General features: G+C 60.8%; 18 protein-coding genes. 14 read left to right on the forward strand and 4 right to left on the reverse strand.

Annotation, left to right across the window (positions count from 1 at the left end; all coding sequences use genetic code 11):
- Window positions 1-54 precede the first annotated feature (54 nt).
- Entirely contained in the window at window positions 55-1,539 is a 1,485-nt protein-coding gene (locus ACKVY0_RS16310; protein ID WP_409215887.1) for a DUF1501 domain-containing protein, read from the forward strand.
- Between the two features lie 13 nt (window positions 1,540-1,552).
- Window positions 1,553-3,391, forward strand: a complete 1,839-nt coding sequence (locus ACKVY0_RS16315; protein ID WP_409215888.1) for a DUF1549 and DUF1553 domain-containing protein — start codon at window positions 1,553-1,555, stop codon at window positions 3,389-3,391.
- Between the two features lie 7 nt (window positions 3,392-3,398).
- On the opposite strand, the gene ACKVY0_RS16320 is transcribed toward ACKVY0_RS16315, so the two are convergent.
- The gene (locus tag ACKVY0_RS16320; protein WP_409215889.1) at window positions 3,399-4,097 is read right to left on the reverse strand and encodes a hypothetical protein; all 699 of its coding nucleotides are present in this window, start codon (window positions 4,095-4,097) and stop codon (window positions 3,399-3,401) included.
- A gap of 251 nt (window positions 4,098-4,348) precedes the next feature.
- Here ACKVY0_RS16320 and ACKVY0_RS16325 point away from each other — a divergent pair, with 251 nt between their 5' ends.
- Genes ACKVY0_RS16325 through ACKVY0_RS16335 form a run of 3 tightly spaced genes read left to right on the forward strand, consistent with a single transcriptional unit; the run spans window position 4,349 to window position 6,199 of the window.
- Window positions 4,349-5,743, forward strand: coding sequence for a DUF1501 domain-containing protein (locus ACKVY0_RS16325; RefSeq protein WP_409215890.1), 1,395 nt, complete (start codon window positions 4,349-4,351; stop codon window positions 5,741-5,743).
- Window positions 5,744-5,796: 53 nt separating this feature from the next.
- A complete protein-coding gene (locus ACKVY0_RS16330; protein ID WP_409215891.1) occupies window positions 5,797-6,003 on the forward strand; it encodes a beta-propeller fold lactonase family protein in 207 nt (68 codons plus the stop codon).
- A 25-nt stretch (window positions 6,004-6,028) separates the two neighbouring features.
- Window positions 6,029-6,199: a beta-propeller fold lactonase family protein gene (locus ACKVY0_RS16335; protein ID WP_409215904.1), complete on the forward strand. Its 171-nt coding sequence runs from the start codon at window positions 6,029-6,031 to the stop codon at window positions 6,197-6,199.
- 95 nt (window positions 6,200-6,294) lie between these two features.
- Here ACKVY0_RS16335 and ACKVY0_RS16340 read toward each other — a convergent pair whose 3' ends face one another.
- The gene (locus ACKVY0_RS16340) at window positions 6,295-9,012 is read right to left on the reverse strand and encodes a PQQ-binding-like beta-propeller repeat protein (protein WP_409215892.1); all 2,718 of its coding nucleotides are present in this window, start codon (window positions 9,010-9,012) and stop codon (window positions 6,295-6,297) included.
- A 208-nt stretch (window positions 9,013-9,220) separates the two neighbouring features.
- Here ACKVY0_RS16340 and ACKVY0_RS16345 point away from each other — a divergent pair, with 208 nt between their 5' ends.
- Genes ACKVY0_RS16345 through ACKVY0_RS16355 form a run of 3 tightly spaced genes read left to right on the forward strand, consistent with a single transcriptional unit; the run spans window position 9,221 to window position 15,314 of the window.
- Window positions 9,221-10,204, forward strand: coding sequence for a galactose oxidase (locus ACKVY0_RS16345; RefSeq protein ID WP_409215893.1), 984 nt, complete (start codon window positions 9,221-9,223; stop codon window positions 10,202-10,204).
- A complete protein-coding gene (locus tag ACKVY0_RS16350) occupies window positions 10,201-12,558 on the forward strand; it encodes a DUF1592 domain-containing protein (protein ID WP_409215894.1) in 2,358 nt (785 codons plus the stop codon). Before ACKVY0_RS16345 ends, ACKVY0_RS16350 begins: the two co-directional genes overlap by 4 nt.
- A gap of 26 nt (window positions 12,559-12,584) precedes the next feature.
- Complete coding sequence (locus tag ACKVY0_RS16355; protein ID WP_409215895.1) at window positions 12,585-15,314, forward strand: protein kinase domain-containing protein; 2,730 nt, start codon at window positions 12,585-12,587, stop codon at window positions 15,312-15,314.
- Between the two features lie 122 nt (window positions 15,315-15,436).
- On the opposite strand, the gene ACKVY0_RS16360 is transcribed toward ACKVY0_RS16355, so the two are convergent.
- The gene (locus tag ACKVY0_RS16360) at window positions 15,437-15,667 is read right to left on the reverse strand and encodes a hypothetical protein (RefSeq protein WP_409215896.1); all 231 of its coding nucleotides are present in this window, start codon (window positions 15,665-15,667) and stop codon (window positions 15,437-15,439) included.
- A 59-nt stretch (window positions 15,668-15,726) separates the two neighbouring features.
- On the opposite strand from ACKVY0_RS16360, the gene ACKVY0_RS16365 reads away from it, so the two are divergent.
- The 6 genes from ACKVY0_RS16365 (at window position 15,727) to ACKVY0_RS16390 (ending at window position 25,415) form a co-directional block, all read left to right on the forward strand.
- Complete coding sequence (locus tag ACKVY0_RS16365; protein ID WP_409215897.1) at window positions 15,727-17,001, forward strand: DUF1552 domain-containing protein; 1,275 nt, start codon at window positions 15,727-15,729, stop codon at window positions 16,999-17,001.
- A gap of 89 nt (window positions 17,002-17,090) precedes the next feature.
- Window positions 17,091-19,574, forward strand: a complete 2,484-nt coding sequence (locus ACKVY0_RS16370) for a PSD1 and planctomycete cytochrome C domain-containing protein (protein WP_409215898.1) — start codon at window positions 17,091-17,093, stop codon at window positions 19,572-19,574.
- A 12-nt stretch (window positions 19,575-19,586) separates the two neighbouring features.
- A complete protein-coding gene (locus ACKVY0_RS16375; RefSeq protein WP_409215899.1) occupies window positions 19,587-21,062 on the forward strand; it encodes a DUF1501 domain-containing protein in 1,476 nt (491 codons plus the stop codon).
- 69 nt (window positions 21,063-21,131) lie between these two features.
- On the forward strand, window positions 21,132-22,445 hold the full coding sequence (locus ACKVY0_RS16380; RefSeq protein WP_409215900.1) for an SBBP repeat-containing protein: 1,314 nt from the start codon (window positions 21,132-21,134) through the stop codon (window positions 22,443-22,445).
- 36 nt (window positions 22,446-22,481) lie between these two features.
- Window positions 22,482-23,915 carry a DUF1501 domain-containing protein gene (locus ACKVY0_RS16385; protein ID WP_409215901.1) on the forward strand — a complete coding sequence of 478 codons (1,434 nt, stop codon included), beginning with the start codon at window positions 22,482-22,484 and terminating at the stop codon, window positions 23,913-23,915.
- A 57-nt stretch (window positions 23,916-23,972) separates the two neighbouring features.
- Window positions 23,973-25,415, forward strand: coding sequence for a hypothetical protein (locus ACKVY0_RS16390; RefSeq protein ID WP_409215902.1), 1,443 nt, complete (start codon window positions 23,973-23,975; stop codon window positions 25,413-25,415).
- Here the strand turns inward: ACKVY0_RS16390 and ACKVY0_RS16395 are convergent.
- The coding region (locus ACKVY0_RS16395) for a DUF1553 domain-containing protein (protein ID WP_409215903.1) at window positions 25,399-26,533 on the reverse strand (1,135 nt) is incomplete at its 5' end. The two genes, ACKVY0_RS16390 and ACKVY0_RS16395, sit on opposite strands and share 17 nt — an antisense overlap.

The following is a 26,533-nucleotide window of genomic DNA, read 5'->3' on the forward strand; positions in this document are numbered from 1 at the left end:
AATCACCCCGTCTTGCGATAGAACCCGTGCATTACCCGATTAAACATAGAAGCCATGTCCCCCTTTGAACAACACCTCACCCAAACCCGCCGCGATTTCCTCGCGACGAGTTCCTGCGGGCTGGGGACGCTGGCTTTGGCATCACTCCTGAAGCAGGACGGCTTGCTGGCCGAAGACGCGAGCATCCCCGCGAACCCGCTTTCAACTCGCGTGTCGCATTTCGCGCCGAAGGCGGAGCGCTGCATCTTTATCTTTCTCGAAGGCGGGCCGTCGCAGATGGATCTCTTTGATCCGAAGCCGTTGCTGAACAAATACGACGGTCAGCCGCTGCCCGACTCGATCGTGGGCAATGCGAAGTTCGCCTTCCTGCAAAAAGAGTCGGCCACGGTGATGGGCACGAAGCGTGTCTTCAAAAAGCACGGGCAGTGCGGCATTGAGATCAGCGATCTACTGCCGCACATCGCCACTTGTGCGGATGACATCGCGTTGATCCGTTCGATGCACACGACGCAGTTCAATCACCTGCCCGGCCAGCTCATGCTGAACTGTGGCGAGTCCCGGCTCGGGCGTCCGAGTGTCGGCTCGTGGGTGACTTACGGCCTCGGCAATGCTTCGCAGGAGTTGCCGTCGTATGTCGTGATGGTCAGCAAAGGGCGCGGCCTGCCCGGTGGCAGTTCCACATGGTCGAGCGGCTTTTTGCCGTCTTCGTATGGCGGCGTGATGTTTCGCAATGGCGCTTCGCCCGTTCTGAATCTCGCCAATCCCGATGGCATCACGCCAGAGATGCAATCCGCGAGCATTCGTGCGCTGAATGACCTCAACAGGCTTCAGCACAAGCACATTGGCGATCCAGAGATCGCAGCGCGGATCAACAGCTACGAACTCGCCTTCCGCATGCAAAGCTCGGCCCCGGAGCTGGTCGATCTCAGCAGCGAATCGCAGGCCACGCTCGATGCCTACGGCGTGAACCGCGTCGAGCCGCCGATCAAGAGCAATCTCGGCGGCATCGGCAACTACCAAACTTTCTCACGTCACTGTTTGAACGCGCGTCGCATGATCGAGCGCGGCGTGCGCTTTGTGAACATCATCCACGCCTCGTGGGATCATCACAGCGCGCTCGATCCGCAGCTCGCGCACAATTGCCAGATGGTCGATCAGCCCATCGCCGCGCTGCTGAAGGATTTGAAGCAACGTGGCCTGCTCGACACCACGCTCGTCGTGTGGGGCAGCGAGTTCGGGCGCACCGCTCTTGGTGAGAACCGCAAGGGCTTCAAGAAAGTCACCGGGCGCGATCATCATCCCGCCGCGTTCAGTTTGTGGATGGCAGGGGGCGGCATCAAAGGCGGCCAGGTGCATGGCGAGACCGACGACTTCGCCTGGCATGTCGCCCGTGATCCCGTGTCCATGCACGACTTCCACGCCACGATCCTGCATCTCTTCGGCCTCGATCACAACAAACTCAGCTACCGCTTCCAAGGCCTCGACTTCCGCCTCACCGGCGTGAACCCGGCAAAGGTGGTGAAGGAGTTGATTGCGTGATTTGAAGAGGAAAATGGCGCTCACGCCGCGTTTTGGACAAGTGCCAAACGTCCCGCCACAAATCATCGCCACATCGCTCCTGCTCTGCGTCATCACGCAGGCGGCGGAGCCTGTGGCGATTGATTGGGCCAAGGCACGCCAGCACTGGTCGTTCGTGCCGCCGAAGGCACAGATCTTGCCGAAGGTGAAAGACACTGAATGGCCACGTGGGCGGGTGGATCACTTCATCCTCGCGAGCATGGAGGCCAAGGAACTCACGCCATCACGCGAGGCAGATGCGCGGACTTTGATCCGCCGTGCAACATTTGACCTCACTGGCCTGCCGCCGACGCCGGAGGAGGTGCGGGCCTTTGTGAAGGACACTCGCCCTGATGCTTATGCACGGCTGGTGGATGATTTGCTCAGTCGCCGGACCTTTGGCGAACGCATGGCCAGCGTGTGGCTGAATCTCGCGCGTTATGCCGAGGATCAGGCGCATCAGGTGGGTGGTAACTCATCGCTCAATTACCCAAATGCCTGGCGTTATCGTGACTGGGTCATCGCCGCCTTCAATGCCGACCTGCCTTACGATGCGTTCATCGAGAAGCAGCTCGCGGTCGATTTGATCGAGCCGCAAAACAAAGCGGACCTCGCCGCGCTCGGCTTTCTCGGCCTCGGGCACAAGCTGTATGCTCGCGGTCGGCTCGATGTGCAGGCGGAGGAGTGGTCGGAGCAGGTGGACACTGTTTCGCAGACCTTTCTCGGCCTCACCGTGGCCTGCGCACGCTGCCACGATCATAAGTTCGATCCGATCACGGCCCGTGACTACTACGCGATGGCCGGTGTCTTCGCCTCGGTGCAGATGGTGAACCTGCGGCCCGATGGCAAGGAGGAGGACAGCAAGACTTTGGCCGATAAAATGGACCCCGGCACACTGCACGTCGTGCGCGACCTCAAGCCGCATGATCTGCCCGTCTATGATCGCGGTGATGTCGAGACGCCTGGTGCCATGGCTCCGCGTGGCTGGCTGCAAGTGCTGAGTAAAAGTGAGCCGGTGAAGTTTCAGCAAGGCAGCGGCCGCGCGGAGCTGGCTCGCCAGATCACTGATCCCGCCAATCCGCTCACGGCCCGCGTGATGGTGAATCGCGTATGGGACCTACTCTTCGGCAAGCCCCTGGCACGCACCACGAGCAACTTTGGCGCGACGGGCGACAAGCCGACTTATCCCGAACTGCTCGACGACCTTGCCATCCACTTCATACAAAACGGTTGGTCATTGAAGCGCCTCGTGCGTGAGCTGGTCACGTCCGCCACCTATCGCCAAAGCAGCAGCGGCAGCGCCGCGAATGCGCAACTCGACGAAGCAAACGATCACTTCTGGCGCATGAACCGCCGTCAGCTCGGCATCGAGTCGTGGCGCGATGCCATCATGGCCGCCGCAGGCACGCTCACGCTGGAAGGCGGCCCGTCACAGAGCCTCGATGCAGCCACGCATCACAAACGCACGATCTACTCCCAGGTGAGTCGTCGCGAGCTGAACAAGACACTCATGCTCTTCGATTACCCGGATGCGAACGTCCACGCCGCGCGCCGAAGCAGTAGCACCACGCCCACGCAGAAGCTTTTCGTGATGAACAGCCCCTTCATCATCGAGCAGTCCAAAAAACTTGCCCAGCGCCTCCAGCAAAGCGGCAGCGATGACACCTCGCGCGTCCGCCACGCCTACGAACTCCTCTTTGCCCGCGAACCCGAAGCGGAAGAACTCGCCATCGCCCACGAGTTTCTGAAACAACCTGCCGAGTCCGCCCTCACCGCGTGGGATCAGTTCGCGCAGGCTCTTCTGGCGACAAATGAGATGATGTTTGTGGATTGACGGGCTCCTACTTCGCTCGCTCGCGCCTCATCGCTTCCAATTCGGCTTTGAGGGGTTGCCAATATGCTTTGTCAGCCCGGCGCTCATGGAGTTCTTCTTCAAGCAAAGAGGATTCAAGCGCGGTTTCGTCACCCAGGATGGCAGCGGTGAGCAGTGGACGATCTGCTGATAATTGCTGCGCCAGATCGTGGTGATGACGGGCGAGTTCGATCAGCAGATCGGGCGTGCGAGACTCGCGCAGCCAAAGACTGAGCTGGGCGGCTTCAGGCTCGTCTTTGCACGCAGCGTGATCAGCTTCGATGAGGCGGCGGATCATCGGCCAGTCCTTGTCGCGCTGGGTCTTCTTGGCCTGGATGAGATCGGGGAGCGACATCAGTTCATAGATCGTGCCATCGGCTCCTTGGAGAGTCGTGCGTCGCTGCCAGAGCGAATCAAAGTCGGCGACACCACGCATCTTGGACATTACATCGACCCTCATGCCGAGGGCCTCGGGATGCTGGCAGCGAAAGTGGACGGCATGGCCTTTGCGCAGATGCTCCAGGGAAAGCGACGGCACGGCGATGACCTCGGCGTGCAATTCAAGCATCGCCGCACCCAGCCGCTCCAAATTTTCCGAGTCAGCTAGAATGGCGAAATCCGTGTCGCGACTGAACTCAGCCCCGCCGTAAAACACGCAGGCCTGACCGCCCATCAACAGGGCGCGCACCTGAAAACTCTGGAACGTGGAAAGGACTTTGTGAATCGGGTTCGGGATCAAGGCTGCCTCCTTGGGCGAGATACTGCGCCCACAGTTTCATGCTTTCAGACCAGCGCTCAAGCGGTGCCATGCGGAACCACTCCTGCCACTCATCTGTTGGATCACTTTCCATGTGCCAAGGCTGCCACACCCAGGATGAATCGCCAAGCTGGAAGTTCTTTGTTTGCGAAACACCACTGCTACACCGTCGTATTCCATTCATGCAAGTCCCCAGCTCATTTCTTTCCCGCCGCGACGCCCTGCAGCGTCTCTCGGCAGGTTTTGGCGCGATCGGGCTTGCGGGGATGCTCGGGGCGGCTCCGAGGCAACAGATCACGCCAAAGGCGAAGCGTGTGATCTTCCTGTTCATGAACGGAGCGCCGTCGCACATCGACACGTTTGATCCGAAGCCGATGCTGAAGAAATACGAGGGCCAGCAGCCATCGGGAAAACTCTACCGAGCACCGAAGACCAGCGGCTTCATGTCGTCGCCACTGAAGTTCAGCAAGTGTGGTCAAAGCGGCATCGAGGTGAGCGAGAGCCTGCCAGCGCTCGGCAGCATCATCGACGATTGTTGTGTCATTCGCTCCATGCACACGAACGTGCCGAATCATGAGCCCGCGCTGCTCATGATGAACACGGGCAACATCCAGCCCATCCGCCCCTCGCTCGGCTCGTGGGTGCTGTATGGACTTGGCAGTGAGAACGAGAACCTGCCCGGCTTCGTCGTGCTGCGGCCCACGCCGAACATCGTGGTGGGACCGGCACTTTGGAGTAACTCGTTCCTGCCCGCCGAATACCAGGCCACCGGCGTCATCACCTCCGACATGAGCGTGGATAAACTCGTCGCCAATGTGCGCAACTCCGCGCTCGCTCCCGCGCAGCAGCGACGGCAGATCGATTTGATTCAGAAGCTCAATCACCTCCACGCCGCGAAACGTGAGCACGACACCGCGCTCGAAGGCCAGATCAAGGCCATGGAGACCGCCTATCGCATGCAAAGTGCCGCCAGCGATGCCTTCGACATCAGCCGCGAGCCCGCGAAGATGCGGGAGCTGTATGGCGACACGCCCTTTGGCCGCTCCTGCCTGCTCGCACGTCGTCTCGCCGAGTCCGGCGTGCGCTACATCAGCGTTTATTACACCAGCAGTAACAACCAGCCCTGGGACACCCACAGCGACCACTACAAGCGCCACCCCGAACTTTGCGCCGACAGCGACCGCGCCTCCGCCGCGCTGATCAGTGATCTCAAGCAACGGGGCCTGCTCGACGACACGCTCGTCGTCTGGACCGGCGAGTTTGGCCGTACGCCTTACGCGCAGGAAAACCAGGACAAGAATAAGAAGACCGACCCCATGAAGCGAGGTCGCGATCATCATCACACCGCTTTCAGCACACTGCTGGCTGGTGGTGGCATCAAAGGCGGTCTCGCGTATGGCACCTCCGACGAACTCGGCATGAACGCCGAGGAAAACAAAGTCCACGTCCACGACCTGCACGCCACCATCCTGCATCAACTCGGCCTCGATCACGAAAAGCTCACCTACCGCTATGCCGGCCGCGATTTCCGTCTCACGGATGTTTATGGCGATGTGGTGAAGGACATCATCGCGTAGCGGAACATCGAACTCTGAACATTGAATAACCAGCAAGCGAACACGACGCCGTCTTGCGTGCCGCCGATCCGCTCGTGTTCATCTCCGCCTTCGCGTCCGGTGACAAGGCGGGCATTCACGCCTTCACCTTTGACGCACAAAAAGGTGCGCTGAAGCCGCTGCATCGCATCACGGACATTCAGAATCCATTCTTCCTCGCCATCTCACCGGACAAACGCTTTCTCTCTGGCATCCACTGCGAAGCAGTTCGGTGCGCCTGATGATGAGTTCGTCGCTGCATATGCCATTGAGGGCCGTAGCGGACAGCTCAAGCGACTCAATCAGCAGTCCTCACGCGGAACGGCCTCGTGTTGCCTGGATGTCGATGACTCGGGCAAATCGGTGCCGGTGGCAAACTACTCGTCGGGCAGCGTGGTCTCGCTGCCGGTGCCGTCATGCATCCGGAGGGTACCGTAGCCATCTCGCTCCGTCGAGATGAGCTGAACGTTACCGACACCGGGAACTGCTGACGAATTCGATCGCGCTGCGCTCATCACGCGGAGCGATGATGGCTACTTTGCTTCGCGCACTTCCCACGCAGGCGGCAGCTCCTTCGACTCCGGCCCGTAGGTCTGCGAGACGACGAAGCCACTGGCCTGTGAGGTGTAGAAGATGCGGCCATTGCTCACCACGGCTCCCAAGCATTCGCGTGAGTCAATCGCGGGGCCGGTGGAGACGAGTTTGCCTTCCTGGCTGAGGTCGATCATGTCCATGTTCGCGCCGAGCACATACGGCTCGCTCAGGGTGAAGCGGCAGCAGGCGTAGTTGGTGAGGATGCTGTAAGTCACCTTGCCGGTCTCGCGGTCGAAGATGTTGCCTTTGCCGCGCAGGGCGTTGGAGAACATGAACTTCTCGCCCACGCTGACGACGTTGAGCGCGGAGGTCACGGCGTCGGATTTCCAGACGAGCTTGCCGGTGTTCGCATCCAGACACCAGACGAAGCGGTCGTCCGTGCCCTGTTGCGCACGGTTGAAGCCGCCGATGTAGAGCTTGCCATCACGAGCGCTGAGCGTGCATTTGGCGGTGACGTAGTAGTCGTTCGTCTGCCAGAGGATTTTGCCAGTCTGCGGGTCGATGCAGCAGGTGAGGCCGTTGTTTTTCACCGGCAGGCCGCGCCGGGCGCGCTGATCGGCATCGTAGCCGAAGAACACGCTGTAGTAGAGCTTGCCGTCGAGGATGCAGATGCCGCAGTCGTTGCCACCGCGACCTTGGTCATAAAAATCCTTTTCCCACACGACCTTTCCCGTTTCCAAATCCCAAGCCCACACGCGCGGGTGATGGTTCTTCGGGTAATACGGGTTGTCGTTCGAGTAGATGAAGCTCATCACCTCGCTGCCATCCTTGGGCACGACGGGCTCACCGCCGAAGGTGTAGGGCTTCTCGCTGCCCTGCGGCGCATAGTCGCCCGAACCGCTCGCATAGATGGCGACCTTGCCCGCGACGACCGGCGGAAACTGCCGGCTCCAGCTTGGGCTGCCGGTGAAGGGCGCTTCCCAGAGCATTCTGCCCGTCGCGGCATCCAGACAGCGCACGAAGGACTTTTTCATGCCCGCCTGTGGAATCAGTAGCTTGCCGTCGATGTAGAGTGGCGAAGTGAAGCTCAAGTACACGTCCGGCCACCACTGCCGCCACAGCAGGCGCCCCGTGTCCTGCTCGCAGGCGATGATCTGGCCCTCGGCCGTGTGGGTGTAGAGCCGTCCGCCTCCGCATACGGGCAGATGTTTGACCGTGCCTTCGAGGCGACGAGCCCAGCGCATGCGCAGCGGCGGCGCAAGACCTTGATCGTTCGCGTTCTGGCCCGCGAAGTTGCCGTAGTTGGTGTACCAGTCGTATTTCGCGTCAGCGAGCTTGCCGGTGAGGGGAGATCGAATCGAAGCCACAGCAGGTGATTCCCGTCGATTTGCCTCTTTGCCTCCAGCGTAAATGTAAAGGCAGCCGTCTTCGCTCGGCACAAAGATGCGTCCGTCGGCCACAGCGACTGGCGCCGTGATTGCCGCATCGCTGTGCTTGATGCTTGATTGAAAGGTTGTACCCGGCTTGCCACCATCCAGCGGGATGTAGTTCAGAGAACCGTCCAATCCGCCGGCGATCACATGCCGCTTCGTCAACACGGGCGGCGCAATGGCTCCAGCAGCACAGTAGATGCTCGTCCTCCTGCCATCCAAGCTGTGCCCGATTAACCCACGCCCTGTCTCCGGCTTCACGCGAAACACCTCATTCCCACGAATCGCCACAGGCGAAAAACTCAGCAGCCCATCCATGCGGATGTTCGTGTCGGTGCCGGGAACGAAGTCGCCGGTTTTAAGCGTGTCGCCGTCGAGCCGCATGATGTCCACGCGGCCAGCGTTGTCGCGGCGGTGCCATTGCACATAGACGTTGCCGTCATCATCGGCGCTTTGGCCAAAGGTGGCGGGAAACTCCTTGCCAGACCATTCGGGGATCTCGCCGGTGGCTTTCAGCTTTGGTGCTGCTCCGGTGTCTTCGATGAACAAGGTGCGACCGCCGGCAGGAATGACGACGATGTTGCCCTTGATCAGGCAGATGTCGCGGGAGCACACGAAATGATCCTTCCAGTTCACGCGACCGTCACTGGAGGTCGGTTTCGTGCCCGGTTTGAGCGTCGCGAGCATGCGCTTCTCGCAAAACGCGGCCCAGGACTCGCCGCTCCAGCGATTGCCGTCGAAGCCGACGACTTCCTTCACGAAATCCCACGTCCACACCCTCTCACCCGCATGCGTGAGCGCCAGCACCTGCGCACCGAGTGTGGCGACATACACACGGTCCTTTGCCACGACTGGCGTGCTGAAGATCGGCTCGCCGCAGTGGATCTCCTGCACCACCGCACCCATCTCGCGATCCAGCACATAATGGGTGCCCGCCGTGGTGCCGAAGTGCAGGTAGTTCCCCGCGATGGCTGGTGAGGAGACGTTGTTCACGTTTTGCTTGCCGCCTTTGCTTTGAAAGCGCCAGACCTCCTTCAGTGTTGCCGCGTCAAAGCACGCCGCGCAGCCCGAGCCATCGACGACATACACCTTGCCATCCGCAACGACGGGCGAGGTGTAGATGCCATCCGTCATCGCCACCGCGCCTTGCAGGCCGAGGTTTTCGACATCGAGGTCGATTTGAGCCGCATTCCCCGAGTGCGCCGCGTTGAACATGAACTGCGGCCAGTCCTCGGCGAGTACTGGGACGGCAATGACGAGCCAAAGGAGGGAGAGGAAGTGCTTCATGGCCTGTGAATACGAAGGTGGCGGCCTGAACTCGCAGCTTGAACACATCTTCACTCCCACCACGTTCTGTTCGATCATGCCGCCACGCCCGAACCGCCGTCAGTTTCTTTCCAAGCATCGTTCATGCGCAGCTTCCAAAAGACGGCTTTGATACCGCAGCAAGCCAGACCTGCATGCCGCGAAGCGTATTGGCAGCATGAAGTGCATCATGCTCATGGTTCTCAGCGCTGGATGGTCAGTTACGCAGGCGCAAGATGTGGCGCCAGATTGGCGGCTCGAAGGCCAGGCGGCATGGCAGGCGCGTGATTCACAGGCGGAGCATGTGTTTCGCGATCAGCTCTGGATCATGGGCGGCTGGTTTCAGTCGTTTGAAGCGCCGCCGCGTGATGTGTGGGCTTCGGGCGATGGCAAAGAATGGAAGCTCGTCGAAAAGAACGCGCCGTGGCTGCACAGCGATCTGCCGATGAACATCACGTTCCGGGACAAGATGTGGATCATGGGTGGTTGGTATAATGGGCGGCTGCCGGGGCATTCGGCGAGCAATCAAGTGTGGGCATCGACGGATGGCGTGAAGTGGGATCAAGTGACTGCATCAGCAGGATGGACACCGAGACTCGCGGCGGGACTCGTCGAATTTCGCGGACGCCTGTGGATGCTTGGCGGCACCGAGAACTATTACTTCGGTAATGACAAGAGCTTGAAGAACGATGTGTGGTCCTCCGCCGACGGCAAGGAGTGGAAACTCGAAACGGCGAACGCCGGCTGGTCGCCGCGTGCCTATCATCAGGCCGTGGTGCTCAACGACAAGATCTATGTCTTCGGTGGTGGCAACTACGTGCCGGCCTTTCACGCGAAGAACGATGTGTGGGCATCCAGCGATGGCGTGAACTGGTCCTGTGAAACAGAAGCCGCCCCCTGGCCGCCGCGTTTATGGTTCTCTGCGGCGGTGTATCGAGGCCGCATGTGGGTGCTCGGCGGCTGGTCGAACGGTCCGTCGAAAAACTGGGGTGATGTGTGGCACTCGAAGGACGGCAAGACCTGGGAACGCCTGCAAACCAAAACCTGCTGGAAGGAGCGGCATGAGCACTCCGTCTTCGTCTTCCAAGACAAACTCTGGATTGCCGGAGGCCACGCCCAGCCGTTATCAAACGAAGTGTGGTCCCTGCATCTGCCGGAGGGCTGGAAGCCATGAAACCAAAGCGTCCCTGGCACATCTGCTCGATGCTCGCACTCATCAGTGCGACGGCGGGCCTGTGCGCGGCTCGGGGTGATCCATTCCGTCCGTTCTTCGATCAGCATTGCGTGAAATGCCACAGCGGCGAAAAGCCGAAGGGCGACTGGCGCATCGACGAACTGACCGCCGACTTCACGCACAAGGAAAGCCGCGAGCGATGGGAGAGTGTGCTGGAGCAGCTTGAGTCAGGCGAAATGCCGCCCAAGGCCAAACCGCGACCACCGGCGAATGAAGTGAGCGCTGTGACGAGCTGGATCGGCACGCAGGTGGCCGCTGTGAGCGGCAAAGAAGGTCGTGTGGTGCTGCGGCGGCTGAATCGAACTGAGTATGAGAACACGGTGAACGATCTGCTCGGCACGTCGGCGAAGTTGCAGGCGATGCTGCCGCTGGATACTTCGGCGAACGGTTTCGATAATGTCGGCGATGCGCTGCACACCTCGTCGTTCTTGATGGATCAATATCTAATCGCGGCAGAGGCGGCGCTTGATCAGGCCATCGCGAATCGGCCGAAGCCGCCGAAGCTGGAGCAGAAGCGCGTGGGATTGGAGGCGGCGTATCAAGTGAAGGCCAACTCCGAGAAGGTCTTTCGCAAACAGGAGCAGCGCGTGGTGATGTTCTCGTCCTCGCAATGGGTGGCCGCATCGCTCTTCTATATGGCGGAGCGCGGCACGTATCGTTTCCGCATGTCGGTCTCCGGTGTGCAGAGCGCGGGCAAGCCGGTGGCGTTTAGCGTGAAAAGCGGCGGTGGAGGCATGGCGGGGCCAAAGGCGCGTCTCGTCGGCTATTTCGATGCTCCTGCGGACCAATCGCGAGTGATCGAGTTCACCGATCAAATGGAGCCGAAGACCTCCATCACGATTTTGCCGTATGATCTGCCCAATGCGCAAACCGTTGGCAAAGTTGGAGCGGAGGCATGGGACGGCCCCGGAGTAGCCATCGATTGGGTGGAGATGGAAGGCCCCCTTAACGAGACTTGGCCGCCGGAAAGCCACCGCAGGCTGTTTGGCGACATGCAGCAGGGCAAATCGCCGATCTACAATCAAAGCGACCGCGTAGAGGTCGTCTCGGATGCGCCAATGGCCGATGCGGACCGCATCCTGCGCAAGTTTGCGCGGCGGGCGTTTCGCCGTGCGGTCACGGATGCGGACATGAAGACGTATCTCGACCTCGTGGCCGCGAAACTCGCGGAGCCACAATCGTTTGAGAAGGCCATCCGCGTGGGACTCAGCGCCATCATGATCGCGCCGGAGTTTTTGTTTCTGCGCGAGGCACCGGGCAGACTGGACGCCTCCGCGCTCGCCAGCAGGCTCTCGTATTTCCTCTGGAGCAGCACGCCCGATGAAGAACTGCTCACGCTGGCCGAGCAAGGCAAGCTCAGTGATTCCACGACACTGCGCGCTCAGGTCGAGCGCATGCTCAAAAGCCCAAAGGCCGCCGCCTTCACCACGAACTTCACCGGCCAGTGGCTCAGCCTGCGTGATCTCGACTTCACCATGCCGAACCACATCGTGTATCCGCACTTCGACGAGATGCTGCGCGCGTCGATGCAGCGCGAGACGGAGCTATTCTTCGACGAAGTGCTCAAAGACGATCTCAGCATCGCGAACTTCATCGCCTCCGACTTCACCATGCTCAATGGCCGCCTTGCGAAGCACTACGGCATCGACGGCGTGAGCGGCTGGGAGTTTCAGAAGGTGAAACTCGCACCGGAAAGCCATCGCGGCGGCTTGCTGACGATGGCGAGCGTGCTCAAAGTAACCGCGAACGGCACCAGCACCTCGCCAGTAATTCGCGGTGCATGGGTGCTGGACCGCATCCTCGGCACACCGCCGAAACCGCCACCAGAAAATGTCTCCGCTCTTGAGCCCGACACGCGTGGCACCACCACGATCCGCGAGCAGCTTGCAAAGCATCGCCAGATCGAATCCTGCGCGAGCTGCCATGTCGAAATCGATCCGCCAGGCTTCGCGCTGGAGAGTTTTGATGTCATCGGCGGCTATCGCGATAAATACGTGCTCGACGGCCGCCCCGCGAACTTCCGCACCGGCAAGCCAGTCGATCCCGCCGACGTGCTGCCCGATGGCCGCGCGTTCAAGAACATCGACGAGTTCAAGCAACTGCTGCTCGCTGACCAAGATCAAATCGCCCGCGCCCTGGCCACCAAACTCATCACCTACGCCACCGGCGGCCCGCCGCAGCGCATCGACCGCACAAAGATCGACGCCATCGTCGCGAAGGCCAAAGCGAAGAATCTTGGCTTCCGCACGCTGATCCACGAGATCGTGGCGAGTGAGCTGTTCCAGCGGAAGTGAGTTCAATCTTGCCAATTCCCGCCCGCATGTCCTCCTCCATTCCTGCAAGCACTCCAGGCAAACCGTGGCAGCCACCGACGCCGGGAGATCTGGCTCCCGAGTTGCCACAGTATGAAATCCTCGGCCTGCTGGGACGTGGCGGCATGGGCGCGGTGTATCGGGCGCGGCAGAAGTCGCTGAAGCGTGAAGTCGCCATCAAAGTGCTGCCACCGAGCATTGAGGACAATGACATGCACTTTGCCGAGCGCTTCAAAGCTGAGGCGGAGTCCATGGCGCGGCTGAACCACCCAGGGATCATCAGCGTGTATGATGCGGGGGCGACGCCCGGCGACCTGCTCTACATCATCATGGAGTTTGTCGAGGGCACGGATGTCTCGCAGATGATCCGTGCCTCTGGGCGGCTGCCGCCGGAGCACGCGCACGCCATCACCGCGCATGTGTGTGAGGCGCTGGCGTATGCGCATGCCAATGGCCTCATTCATCGGGACATCAAGCCCGCCAACATCATGGTAGATACGCAGGGACGCGTGAAAGTGGCCGACTTCGGCCTAGCGAAGATGGCCAATGATGACAGTGGCTACACGCAGAGCAACATGGCCGTGGGCACGCCGGACTTTGTGGCACCGGAGGCGCTGATTCCAGGGATGCCTGTCGATGGCCGCGCCGACTTGTATGCGGTGGGTGTGATGCTTTACCAGATGCTCACAGGAAACATTCCGCGTGGTGCGTTCAAGCCAGCGTCGGTTCTGGTGCATGGTTTGGATGCGCGCTTTGACCAGATCGTATTCAAAGCCATGCAGGTGGACCGCGAGGAGCGCCACAGCAGCGCCACGGAGCTACGGCAGCATCTCGACAGCCTCTTGATGCCAGCGGTGCCAGCGCCGGACTTGCAGCGTTATTCGAGTGCGCAGATGCCGCAGACGCCACCGCCGGGAAGTAGGATGGGTGTGGCGACAGCCCGCCCGTCTGCTGGCGGTGCCGCAACCGACGGGCGGGCTAACGCCACACCCATCCTACGTCAGGCGGCCACGCCTACAGCACCGCCAAAGTCCAAGGTGCCGTTGTTCATCGGTGTGGCGGCAGTGTTGGCAGTTGGCGCATTCATCCTGTTCAGCGGTGGCAAGCAGCCGGACGTAGCTCGGCTTGCCAAAGCCGAGTCAGCGGCACCGCTGGCACCCAAGCCCCAAACTCTGGCGAGTTCGGCTACAGCAGCAGCGCCCGCCAAAGTCGCCGAAGCGCCCAAGCCGGAGCCAAAGCCCGCCGTCATCGCGAAAGCACCTGAACCAGCGAAAGTAGAGCCGCCCAAACCCAGTGTTAGCACTGCCAAACCCTCGGTTCTGGAGAGCCAAGCTACACCTGTGGCTGCCACACCGGTGATGACAGCGCCAACACCGCCCGTCGTCGTGGCGCAGGCTCCAGCGGCACCGCCAACCGCTGCTCCAAGTCTGACAGTCTCCCCATCTCCCAGTCCTCCGGCACTCCCGCCGGAACTCGCCGCGCTGGATGCCACCTTCATCAAACTCCAAGCCGAGCGCGTCACCGCGCCCTTTGACGCCGATCTGGCAAAGCTGAACAGCAGCTACCTCGGCGGCATCGGCAAGAAGATCGCCGAGGAAAAAGCCGCCGGGCATCTCGATGGTATCCTGGCGCTGGAAGCGGAGCAAAAACTCGTCACTGACAAACAGCCCGTGCCGGAGAGCGACGACGAAAAGGCCCCCGCCAGCCTCAAAGCACTGCGTGCGATCTACCGTGATGCCTACGTCAAGCTCGCCACGACTCGCGCCGCGAATCTCAAGCTACTCACCGAGCCGCTGGACAAACGGCTGGCGCAAATGGAGAGCGACTTCGCCAAAGGTGATCGGCTGGCCGATGCGAAGGTGGTGCGCGGGTACCGTGAGGTGCTCAGTGATGGTAGGGCGGCTGGTCCTCCAGCCGCCGCGAGTGTCGCCACGGCTGCGACCACGCCAAACCCTGCGCTTGGGGGACCAAGCGCCCTACCCTTGAATCCGGCCGCCATGCTCGCGCTCAAAGACGGCATTTCCAACACCCTGGGCATGAAGTTCCTCCCGGTGAAAGGCACCGAGGTGCTGTTCTGCATCCATGAGACACGGCGGCAAGACTACGCGGCGTATGCCACCGACGCATCAGGCGTGGACGGCGCATGGAAGACCCAGCAGCGCAATGGTATCCCCTGCGGCGACAAAGACGACCATCCTGTCGTCGGCGTGAGCTGGGAAGACGCGCAGAAGTTCTGCGAATGGCTGAGCAAGAAGGAAGGCAAGACCTACCGCCTGCCAACGGATGAAGAATGGAGCATCGCCGTTGGCCTCGGGCGCAAAGAAAAACACGGCAAGGGCATCACGCCGGAGATGCTCAATGGTAAAGAGCAGACGGAGTTTCCCTGGGGAGATGACTATCCGCCGAAGACCAAGGACAAAGCCGGGAACTATGGCGACACCGCCTGGACAGAAAAGTTCCCCACGGAGCCGGGCATGAAAGACTACACCGATGGCTTCCCGACCACCGCGCCCGTCATGAGCTTCAAACCGAACAAGCTCGGCCTCTACGACATGGGCGGCAACGTGTGGGAGTGGGTGGAGGACTGGTGGAACGCAGGCAAGACCGACCGGGTGCTGCGGGGTGCCTCGTTCGCCGACCACGACCGCGGCGCTCTGCTCTCGTCCTACCGCAGTCACGACACGTCTGGCTATCGCGACAACAGCTACGGCTTCCGGTGTGTCATGGTGGTGCGGTGAGTGTGGCCCCAAGGCGGCCCGCCTTAACAGTCAGCCAGATGCACGGCGGGGAAGTCCCTGCCGCGCCCGTGCCAAGAGGTCACCTAACCTGCGCCCCCGCGCCCTGATCGCGTTGCCAACGCTCAGGGAAAAGACGCCATAGGCGGGGTGGCCGGTAGGTGCTGATGAAGCATTGAGGGCCGCCCCGTCATGCGGCCTATTGCATCGATCTTCGTGATGGCAGAGAGCAAGTCGGCGTCCAGCGCGCAGTCCAGCGCATCAAGGCTGTGGTTCACCAGCCGCTCGGTGAGGGTGAAGCGGCGGGCCTTCGGGAAGTCAGCGGTGCGGGCACGGGGATTCAAATAGGCAAACACGCGTGGGGAATCATGCCAGGTGCCGCGAGGACGCGCGTCCCGGCTTCGTTTGAGGCATTATGAATACGACCCGACTCACTCGCCGCCATTTCCTCCGAGGTGCAGGCGTCACACTCGGCCTGCCATTTCTCGAATGCTACGCACCGCGAGGTCGTGCGGCGACGAATGCGCAGCCAATCCGGCGTATGGTGTGCATCTGCACGCCTCTGGGGCTGCACACACCGCATTTGTATCCGAAGGAAACGGGCAAAGACTATGCGCTCACGCCTTATCTGGAGCCGCTGGCGGATTTCAAAAATGACTTCAGCGTGATCTCGGGCTTGTCGCATCCGGATGTGGGATCGAGCCATGATTCGATCTACAGCTTCCTCACGGCGGCTCCGCATCCCGAGATCCGCGCGGGCTTTCGGAACAGCATCTCGCTCGATCAATTCGCGGCGCAGAAGATCGGAGGGCTGACGCGCGTGTCGAGTTTATCGCTTTCGGCGGAAGGCTTCGGCCTGTCGTGGACACGCAGCGGGGCGCTGGTGCCGCCGGACTTGTGGCCGGCGAGTGTGTTCGCGCGTTTGTTCCTCGAAGGCCGACCCGATGAGGTCGAGGCGCAGACGCGACGGCTGCGCAATGGGAAGAGCATCCTCGACACCGTGAGTGAGCAGGCGAAGCGCATGGCCCCAGCGATGGGCGCGCGGGATCGCGAGAAAGTGGACGAATACTTCACCAGCGTGCGCGAGTTGGAGCAGCGCATGGTCACGGCGCAGGAGTGGGCACTCAAACCGAAGCCGAAAGTCGATGCCAAGCCGTTGCAGAACAACATGAACTCCGCCGACTTGCTAGGAAAAACGAAGCTGCTCTTTGAACTCACGCACCTCGCCCTACAGACGGATTCGACGCGGCTGGTGAACATGTTGCTGCTCGGAACAAGCAACGTGCCGCTCGTTCCAGGCGTGACGATGGGGCATCACGATCTCTCGCATCACGGCCAGGATCCGACGAAGATCGAGCAGCTCAAGAAAGTGGAGCTGGGCAAGATGAAGCTGGTGCAGGAGCTGCTGACGAAACTCAAACAGACGAAAGAAGAAGGCGATACGCTGCTCGACCGCACGATGGTTTTCTTCAGCAGCAATCTCGGCAGCGCGGCGAGCCACTCGACGAAGGATCTGCCGGTCATCCTGGCCGGTGGCGGCTTCAAATACGGCCAGCACCTCGCTTTCGATCCAAAGAACTGTCCGCCGCTTTCGAACCTGTATGTGAGCATGCTGCAACGGCTGGGCATCGAGGCGGACAAGTTTGGCAGCAGCACGGGATCACTCACGGGGCTGGAACCTGCGGCGTAGGACAGCTTTGCCCTCGCCAAAGCGAGTTTGCCCTTCGGCCAGCGTATGTGTTGGAAGTTATGAACCTGCGTCATTCTGCCGTTATTTGTATGCTGCTCGCGGTCGCGCCGCGTGCAGGGGCGGCGGTGGATTATGGGACGCAGATCAAGCCGCTGCTGAAGCAGAAGTGCTATGCGTGCCATGGCGGGCTGAAGCAGAAGGCGGGGATGCGATTGGACACGGTGCAGCTTTTGCTGAAGGGCGGCAAATCGGGATCGGCAGCGAAGTTCATCATCGAGCGTGTGTCCGCGTCGGATGAGCACAAGCGCATGCCACAGGAGGCGGCGGCGCTTTCAGCGGAGCAGATCGCGATGCTGCGGGAGTGGATCGATGCTGGAGCGCCGGGACAGGCCAATGAAGTGCCGGAGGCCGATCCGAAGCAGCATTGGGCGTTTCAAAGTGTGCGGCGGTCGGCTTTGCCGAAGGCGGCTGGCAGGAATGCGATCGATGCGTTCGTGAATGAAGCGCTAGTGGCAAATCAACTCGTGCCACTGCCAGAAGCGTCTCGCGCCACGTTGCTGCGGCGAGTTTACATCGATCTGATCGGCCTGCCGCCGTCTCGCGATGAGTTGCATGCGTTTCTCGGCGATTCATCACCGGATGCGTATGAGCGCGTGGTGGATCGTCTGCTTCATGATCCACGCCATGGCGAGCGCTGGGCACGGCATTGGATGGATGTGTGGCGATACAGCGACTGGTATGGCCGGCGCAGTGCGAATGATGTGTGGAACAGCGCGCCGCAAATCTGGCGCTGGCGGGACTGGATCGTGAAGTCGTTGAATGCGGACAAAGGCTACGACCGCATGCTCTCGGAAATGCTCGCGGCAGATGAGATCGCTCCATTGGATGACGAGGCGGCGGTGGCGACGGGGTTCTTGATTCGGAACTGGTATGCGCTGAATCCGAACCAATGGATGCGCGACACCATCGAGCACACCGGCAAGGCTTTCCTCGGCCTCACCTTCAACTGCGCGCACTGTCACGATCACAAGTATGATCCCATCTCGCACCAAGACTATTTTCGCTTCCGCGCGTTCTTCGAGCCGCTGGGCATCCGTCAAGATCGCTGGCCGGGCGAGGCTGATCCGGGGCCTTTTCAGGAGTATCAATATGTGACGCAGCGCAAACCGAACCGCCAGGGTGCCGTGCGCGTTTTTGACAAGCAACTCGACGCCAAGACGTGGTTCTACACCGGCGGCGATGAGCGCAATCGCGTCGAGAACAAGGCTCCGCTCACTGCGGGTGTGCCAGCGTTTCTTGGGTCGCTTTCGATTCAACCCGTGAGCCTGCCACAGGGCTCCGTGCATCCCGGCTTGCGGCCTGCGATTCAAGCGACGGAACTCACGCTGCGACTGAATGCGGTGACGAAGGCGGAGGAGGAGTTGCTGGCGCTGAGCACGCCCAAGGCGCGTGCCGCACTCGAGGCCGCACGCGCGGAGCTGGCGAGTTCCATCGCACGAATCACAGCGGATCAGGCCAAAATCAGCGGCACACCGAACGCTCACAAGCTCTCGCTCAAAGCAGCAGCGGTAGAACGAGAGGCTGCGGTGGCCACTGCGCAGTCCGCGCTTTTGAATGCTGAACACATGGCCACTCTCGCCGATGAAAAAGGCCGCGATGCAGCGATGAAAGTCGTGACTACGGCGAAGGCTGCCCTGACCAAAGCCGAAGCCGAGCGCGACAAACCGAAGTCACCCGACAGCTATACATCGATGACGATGACGTTTCCCAATCAGAGCACCGGACGGCGCAAAGCACTCGCGGAGTGGCTCACGTGTCGGGATCATCCGCTGACGGCGCGTGTGGCAGTGAATCATTTGTGGATGCGGCATTTCCAGGAGCCGTTGGTGCCGTCGGTGTTTGATTTTGGCCGCAATGGCAAGCTGCCGACGCATCCAGCACTGCTGGACTGGCTGGCGGCGGAATTGATGGAGAATGGCTGGAGCATGCGGCATCTGTATCGGCTCATTGTCACCAGTGACGCGTATCGGCGGGCGAGTCACTCCGCAGTGGCGAGCGAAGCCAATCTGCAGCGTGATCCAGACAACCGATTCCTCTGGCGCATGAATCCATCACGCATGGAAGCCGAGGTCGTGCGCGACAGCGTGCTGCATCTTGCGGGAGCGCTGGATGCCAGATTCGGCGGACAGGAGCTTGAGAACACCGAGTCCGAAATCAGCGCACGGCGCAGTCTCTACTTCAGTTGTCATCCTGAAACCGGTGGCCGCAGCGCGATGGCGGCGATGTTTGACGCACCGGAGCCGACGGACTGCTACCGCCGCACCAGCAGCGTGCTGCCGCAGCAGGCGCTCGTGCTCACCAACAGCAAGCTGGTGCATGATCACAGCGCGGCGTTGGTGCGGCAGATAGGATTGGAGGCTCCAGATTTCGTTACTGCTGCTTTCGAGCATGTTTTGAGCCGCGCACCGAGCGCAGACGAACTGGCCTCGTGCCGTGCCTTTTTGAAGGACGGCAGCAAGGAAAGCCTGGTGCGCGTACTATTGAACCATAACGACTTCGTCACCGTGCGGTGATTGGCTCCAGCCATGAATAATGCATCTCACAGATCCAACTTCCCATGCGGCCAGATCAGTCGCAGGCGCTTCCTCGCAGATGCGGGCATGGGGTTCACGGGGCTGGCGCTGGGTGGCATACTGATGAGTGATGGCATCGTGAGGGCCGCGCCCGTGCTGACGCCCATCGTGCCGAAAGCGAAGTCGGTGATCTGGATTTTTCTCTCGGGCGGCTACAGCCACGTGGAGACCTTCGATCCGAAGCCGGCGCTCACGAAGTATGCGGGCATGACCTTCGACAAAACGCCGCTCGAAAATCCACTGAAGTCGGACAAGCATCACAAGCGCTTCCGCTCCGTGACGGCGCAGGAGGTGAATAAGCGCGATGTCTATCCGAGCATCTATCCGATGCAGGTCGGCTTCAGCAAACAGGGCCAGTGCGGCGTGGAGATCACCGACTGGTGGCCGCATCTGTCCAAGTGCGTGGATGACATCGCCTTCGTGCGGAACATGTGGACGACGGACAACGATCACTTCGCCGAGAACCAACTGCACACAGGCCGTCATCGGCTCGATGAACAGCAGCCCTGCATTGGCTCGTGGGTGCATTACGGCCTCGGCACACTCAATGAAAACCTGCCGAAGTTTGTCGTGCTCGGTGGGCCCACTGACTCGACAAAGCGGCTCTCGATTGACTCGCTCTACCTCGGCCCCGATCACGCTGCTGTGCCACTGACTCTCGATCCAAACAATCCGCTGCCCTTTGGCAGACGCGACTCGCGGCAGACAGCCCAGGAGCAACGACGTGAGTATGATCTGATCGCGAAACTCAATGGACTCACCGCTGTCGAGTATCCCGAGGACACCTCGTTGCGCGCACGCATCCACGCGTATGAACTGGCCTTCCGCATGCAGATGGCCGTGCCGGAGACGCTGGATCTGAAGAGCGAATCAGAAGCCACGCGCAAGCTCTACGGCATCGACAAACCGTCCACCAAGGGCGCTGGCGAGCGCTTTCTGGCCGCGCGTCGGCTCGTCGAGCGCGGAGTTCGATTCGTGCAGGTGTATCCGTCGAATACGGGCACTTGGGACTCGCACTCGAAGCTGAAGGAGAATCACACGGGCCTCTGCGAGGGCGTGGATCAGCCTGTGGCCGGCCTGCTGCGCGATCTGAAGCAGCGCGGCATGTTGGAGGAAACACTCGTCGTGTTTTGCACCGAGTTTGGCCGCACCCCCGGCATGGAGACGCGTAGCGGACACAAGGACGGGCGAGATCATCATCCGCACGGTTTCACCATCTGGTTTGCCGGTGGCGGCACGAAAGGCGGCACCGTGCATGGCGAGACGGACGAACTCGGCTACCACGCGCAAGGCGAAGGCCACTACATCACCGACCTGCACGCCACCACCTGTCATCTGCTCGGCATTGATCTGCGTGCGCTGGAGGTGCCGGGGCGCAAGCGCTTGGAGATCGATCATGGCAATGTGATCCGCGAGGTGCTGGCGTGATGGATGCTGAAACCACATCAAAAATGCATGCGCGTGAAAACAGCTCCGTCCGCAGCGTTTGTTCATGCCATGAAACTCTGCCTCTCCGTCCTCGCTCTGATCTCGCTCCACTTGCACTCTGCGGAGCCTCCCGTGTGCGAGTGGGTCTTCCCAGGTGGTGGTGCCGGACATGACAAGACACGCGGCGTGACCACAGATCGTGCAGGGAATGTCTTCCTGGCCTCCGAATCCGAGGGCGATGCCACCTTTGGTGATCAGCACCATCGCAGCGCAGGTGGCATGGACATGTGCTTGGTGAAACTCCATGCCAACGGCAAGACACAGTGGGTCAGCAGCATTGGCGGAAGCAAAACGGACCGCGCTTACGGTGTGGCGACGGATGCTGCGGGCAATGCGTATGTCACCGGCCACTTCGAGAGCACTGATGCAATCGTGAACGGAAAACCCCTGCCGAATGCAGGCAACTACGATGTGTTCACGGCCAAGTTTGCCCCAGATGGTCGAATTCTCTGGGTGCGCACGGCTGGCGGTGCAGGCTCGGACTACGGGCACGGCATTGCAGTTGATGGCCAGGGTGACATCATCGTTACCGGCGTCATCGAGCGGCAGGTTTTTTGCACAAAGTATAATCCCGAAGGGCACGAACTGTGGCATCGCGCTAGTTCCGGCACAGGCTCGGGTAGCGGTCACGGCATCGCTGTGGATGCAGCGGGCCATATCTACCTCGGTGGCAATGCCTCGGGCAGCGGTGCCTTTGGCAAGGTCAGCATCGAGTCGAAAACCACCGCCGCGCTCGTCGTCAAGCTGACCTCCGCAGGCGATGCCGTATGGGCCAGCGTCATCCCCGGCACACCGAGCGCCCTATACCATGAGATTACCTGCGATTCATCGGGCCGCGTGTGGGCTGTCGGCATGTTCAAAGGAAGCGTGAGTGTCGCAGGCCAGACCTTCCAAAGCAGTGGTGACAAGGACAACGATGGCCTCATCGTGCATCTCGATGCCAACGGTAAAGCGCAGTGGGCGCGTCATTTGCACGGTCCAGGCACTGATTATTGTCTCGGCGTGGCCACGGACGATCACGGCACCGCGTTTGTCTGCGGCGACTTCAATCAAGACACCGCGCTCGCCGGTCATGTCCTGACCACCCGCGGCAGCGGCGACATCTTCATCGCGGCTTTCGATGACCAAGGCGGTCTCACCTGGGTGGAGCAGGCTGGCGGCAAACTCAACGACAGCGCCTACCCCATCACCTTTCGCGCGCCTGACCAACTCATCATCGCCGGAGCCTTCACCGCACCAGCGACTTTTGGAACGCACGAAGTCGCAAAATCCAGCGCCAGTGGTCTCTACGGCGCATCGTGGAAGCTCCCACGGGCCAAATGAAAAGCTCGCCTCCCTCCGCACGTAAGTTCTAACCTCATGCTCACCATCAACGGCACATCACGAACCAACTGCTCCGGCGTCACGCGCCGTGAGCTGTTGCAGATTGGTGGCGCTGGGTTGTTTGGGATGACGCTGCCGGGACTGCTCGCGGCACAGGAGGCGCAGCAGGCTTTTGCGGGCGGTAAGGCGAAGTCAGTGATCTTTTTGTTCCTGTTTGGTGGTCCGAGCCAGCTAGAGACCTTTGACATGAAGCCGGATGCGAAGCGCGAGGTGCGTGGCCCTTTCAAGCCCATCAAGAGCCAAACTCCTGACCTGCTCATCAGCGAGCATCTGGGGCGACTGGCCAAGATTTCGGACAAATACGCGGTCATCCGCTCGATGACGCACACCTACAATGACCACAGCGGCGCGGGGCATTATCTGCAAACCGGACATCGCTGGCATCTGCCGGTGGGCGGTGGATTTTCGGCCACGCCGCAGGATTGGCCGTCGATGGGCTCCGTGGTGGAGCATTTGGGCCAAAAACTGCCCGGTGGCATGGAGCGCGATCTCGCCTCGTATGCGGTGCTGCCAAATCGCCTCGGCAAGTTGCAGGATCGCGGCCAATACATCCGCCCCGGCGAGTATGCGGGCTGGCTCGGTCAGGCCTACAACCCGATGACGACCGTCATCGACAAGAAGGAAGTGAAGGACAACCCCTACTGGCGTGCCTGTGCGGATGGCGAACTGAGCTATGAAATCGAAGGCCTGAAGCCCGTGATCCCTGTGAGCCGAATCCAGGAGCGTGTCGGTTTACTCGATCAATTTGAAGCTGTGCGCACGCGTCTCGACATGGGCGATGGCGACGCGATGGACCTGCACCGCAAGCGAGCGATGGCGCTCATCTCCTCGGACAAAACGAGCAGTGCTCTCAACATCCGAGCTGAGGCTGAATCGATGCGGGATCGCTACGGGCGTCATCTTTTCGGCCAAAGTTGCCTCATGGCACGTCGTTTGGTCGAAGCGGGCACGCGTTTCGTCACGGTGCATTATGACTGCCCCGATGGCTACGGCTGGGACTCGCATCGTAACAGCGACGATGTGCGCGATCACCTGCTGCCCACCTTTGATCAAGGCTGCTCCGCGTTGCTCACCGATCTCGATGAACGCGGCTTGCTCGATGAGACACTCGTCATCGCCATTGGCGAAATGGGCCGCACGCCGATTCCAAACGCCACCTGGGGCCGCGGTCACTGGAGCACCTGCTTCCCGGCGCTCATTGCTGGTGCAGGTGTGCGTGGCGGCATCGTCTATGGCAAGTCCGACAAAGAAGCCGCCTATCCCGACGACAAACCGGTATCGCCCGAAGACCTCGCTAAAACCATCAACTGGTCACTCGGCATTGATCCCGATCTCATGCTCACGAACCGCGAGAATCGCCCAATCCCCATCGTGGACGGCGGAAAACCGGTGATGGAATTGTTTGGGTGAGTCTGGTGAGTTTGCCAATGCGCGACAAAATGCTCACGCTGGAGCTGTATTGCTTTCATGCGCACCATCCTGCTCGCTCTATTCGTCACCGCTTCCGTTTTCGCCGTCGATGCCCCCAAGGCTCCGCTTATGGCAGGAGCAGCCACGTCCAACATCACGCCGGAACTCGGTGGTGAGGTCGTGGGCGGTTTCTCGCCGTATCCTTGCACGCACATTCATGACGAACTGCATGCGCGTTGCCTGGTGCTCGATGACGGCAAAACGAAGCTCGCGCTGGTGGTGTGTGATTTGCTGGGGCTGCACCGCAGTGTGTCGCTGAAGGCACGGGAGTTGATCGAAAAGGAAACCGGTATCCCGGCGGCGAATGTGCTCATCAGCGGCACGCACACGCACTCGGCGGTGAATGCACTCGGTGGGCCGGTGCGGGGCTACTTCTCGGATCTGGAGCTGACGGACTACCAGAAGTTCGTCGTGCGTCGCATCGCCGATGGCGTGCGGCGTGCGGTGAATCTGCTGCGCCCGGCAGAGATCGCGTTTGGCACGGTGGATGTGCCGGAGCATGTGCATATCCGCCGCTGGTTTCTCAAGGAAGGCTCCATGCCACCGAATCCCTTCGGCAAGATCGACAAGGTGAAGATGAATCCAGGCGCGGGCAATCCGGCGCTCGTCGAGCCAGCGGGCGAGCCCGATCCCACGGTGAGCTTCATTGCGTTGCGTGAGGTTGGCGGAAGATTGGTCTCGGTCTATTCGGCCTACTCGCTGCATTACGTTGGCGGGGTGACCAGCGCGGACATTTCTGCCGACTACTACGGCGTGTATTGTGAGGCTTTGAAGAAACTGCAAGCCAGCGGCGGCGACTATCCGCCCTTCGTTGCGATGATGGCCAATGGCACCAGCGGCGACGCAAACAACATCAACTTCCGCAATCCGCAGCCAGGCAAGAAGCCGTATGAGCAGATGCGCTACGTCGCGGAAGATGTGGCTGCAAAGGTGAACGGCGCACTGGCTAAACTGACATGGCAAAACAGCGCCCCGCTTGCCGCACGGTATCGCGAACTCGACGTGAAGTGGCGCAAGGTCCCCGATGAACTCATCACCTGGGCCAAAGAAACCGAAGCGAAGGCTCCGCGCATCCAAGGTGGCAAAGCCGATCTACCGCTGGCGTATGCCGGACGCGTGCAGCGCCTCGCAAAAGCCAGCCCTGAGACCAAATTTCCGGCTCAGATCCTCCGCATCGGCGACATCTGCATTGGATCCTCGCCGTGCGAGACCTTTGCCGAGACCGGCGTGGAGTTCCGCAAGCGCAGCCCCTTTGCGAAGTCGTTCATGGTTGAGTTGGCGAACGGCTACTACGGGTACATGCCCACCCCGCGTCATTTTGAACTCGGTGGCTACGAAACCTGGCCCGGCACGAACAATCTCGAACCTCAGGCCTCCGTGAAGATGATGGACGCGCTGCTGGAGATGGCGATTGAAATCCAACTCACTGCACAAAAATGAACTGCTGCGTGTTCAGGAGGCTGAAGACGAGGTCTTCGATGCCGGTGAGGCCGTTGGTTTGGGCTTGCAGCCAGGTTTCGCGCTCCGTGGCGGTGGGTTTGCGGCTGAGGAGCGTCATGTAGAGGGCCTCGACTTTCTCATCGGGGTACGGTGCCTTGCTCACTGAGAGCATGAGCTGGCTGTATTTGCTGGTGATCTGCGGCAGGAGGCTGCCGTTCATCATGGCGAGTGCTTGTGGCACGCTGGCTTCGTTGTTGGCGTTCTCGATGGTCTCGCGATCGCTTTGACCAAACTCACGCAAGTAGTGACCGCGCGGTGCCGGGCTTGGCAATTCGGCGGCGCGGAGCCAGTTGCGTTGGATCTCGTCACGACTGCGGTAGTAGTTCGAGCGCTCTTTTTCCGGGATGCCGAAATAGTCGGCCTCAATGGCGTAAGCGGCGTGGCGTTTGGCCTCGGCGGCCTTTTTCTCCTCGGGAGTGAGCAAGACGGGATCGTAGCCTGGAATGCGGATGGTCTCGGCGTTGCCCGACATCATCATCATGCTTTCACCGCCAGCGGTGGTGGTTGTTAAAGAGGCGGTGGCGAGTGGTTTGCCAGTGACTTTGGCATACAGGCGTTGTTGCGACGGGATCATCACATCACGTGCGACGACGGCGCGGGCATCACGCGTGACGGTGCGGTATTCCTGACGGATTTTCTGGAGTTCCTCACGCGCAGCGACTGCGGCGGCCTTGGCGGGCTCGATGTCGGCACCGACTGCCTTTTTGGCCACGGCTTCAGCCTGCTGGGATTTCTTCGTGGCCTCGCCAATTTTGGTCTGCAGCTGGGTGATGGCATCTTTTTGGCCTTTGTAGATGTCTGCGGCTTTTTGGACACCAGCGAGGACTTCCTCGGGCTGCATGGTGTTGATGGCATCGACGGATTTCTTTGCCTGGAGCACCTGCTGCAACGCATTTTCACGTGCGACGGTGTTTGGCATGTCGGGATCAGCATTGATGAGGGTGATGAAGCTGTCCCACATCTGCTCGGCGGTCATGCGGCGCAGCAAGGGGCCGGTGAAGTGGTACACGTTGCCGATCGCATGCTCTTGGCGTGTGACCTGACGTTGGTAGGTCTGT

It is taken from the genome of Prosthecobacter sp., from assembly GCF_046154365.1.
Lineage (GTDB): Bacteria > Verrucomicrobiota > Verrucomicrobiia > Verrucomicrobiales > Verrucomicrobiaceae > Prosthecobacter.

Coding starts and splice junctions, on each gene's coding strand:
- ACKVY0_RS16310 (WP_409215887.1), top strand. CDS start 55: ATGTCCCCCTTTGAACAACACCTCACCCAAACCCGCCGCGATTTCCTC.
- ACKVY0_RS16315 (WP_409215888.1), top strand. CDS start 1,553: ATGGCGCTCACGCCGCGTTTTGGACAAGTGCCAAACGTCCCGCCACAA.
- ACKVY0_RS16325 (WP_409215890.1), top strand. CDS start 4,349: ATGCAAGTCCCCAGCTCATTTCTTTCCCGCCGCGACGCCCTGCAGCGT.
- ACKVY0_RS16340 (WP_409215892.1), bottom strand. CDS start 9,012: ATGAAGCACTTCCTCTCCCTCCTTTGGCTCGTCATTGCCGTCCCAGTA.
- ACKVY0_RS16345 (WP_409215893.1), top strand. CDS start 9,221: ATGCTCATGGTTCTCAGCGCTGGATGGTCAGTTACGCAGGCGCAAGAT.
- ACKVY0_RS16350 (WP_409215894.1), top strand. CDS start 10,201: ATGAAACCAAAGCGTCCCTGGCACATCTGCTCGATGCTCGCACTCATC.
- ACKVY0_RS16355 (WP_409215895.1), top strand. CDS start 12,585: ATGTCCTCCTCCATTCCTGCAAGCACTCCAGGCAAACCGTGGCAGCCA.
- ACKVY0_RS16365 (WP_409215897.1), top strand. CDS start 15,727: ATGAATACGACCCGACTCACTCGCCGCCATTTCCTCCGAGGTGCAGGC.
- ACKVY0_RS16370 (WP_409215898.1), top strand. CDS start 17,091: ATGCTGCTCGCGGTCGCGCCGCGTGCAGGGGCGGCGGTGGATTATGGG.
- ACKVY0_RS16375 (WP_409215899.1), top strand. CDS start 19,587: ATGAATAATGCATCTCACAGATCCAACTTCCCATGCGGCCAGATCAGT.
- ACKVY0_RS16380 (WP_409215900.1), top strand. CDS start 21,132: ATGAAACTCTGCCTCTCCGTCCTCGCTCTGATCTCGCTCCACTTGCAC.
- ACKVY0_RS16385 (WP_409215901.1), top strand. CDS start 22,482: ATGCTCACCATCAACGGCACATCACGAACCAACTGCTCCGGCGTCACG.
- ACKVY0_RS16390 (WP_409215902.1), top strand. CDS start 23,973: ATGCGCACCATCCTGCTCGCTCTATTCGTCACCGCTTCCGTTTTCGCC.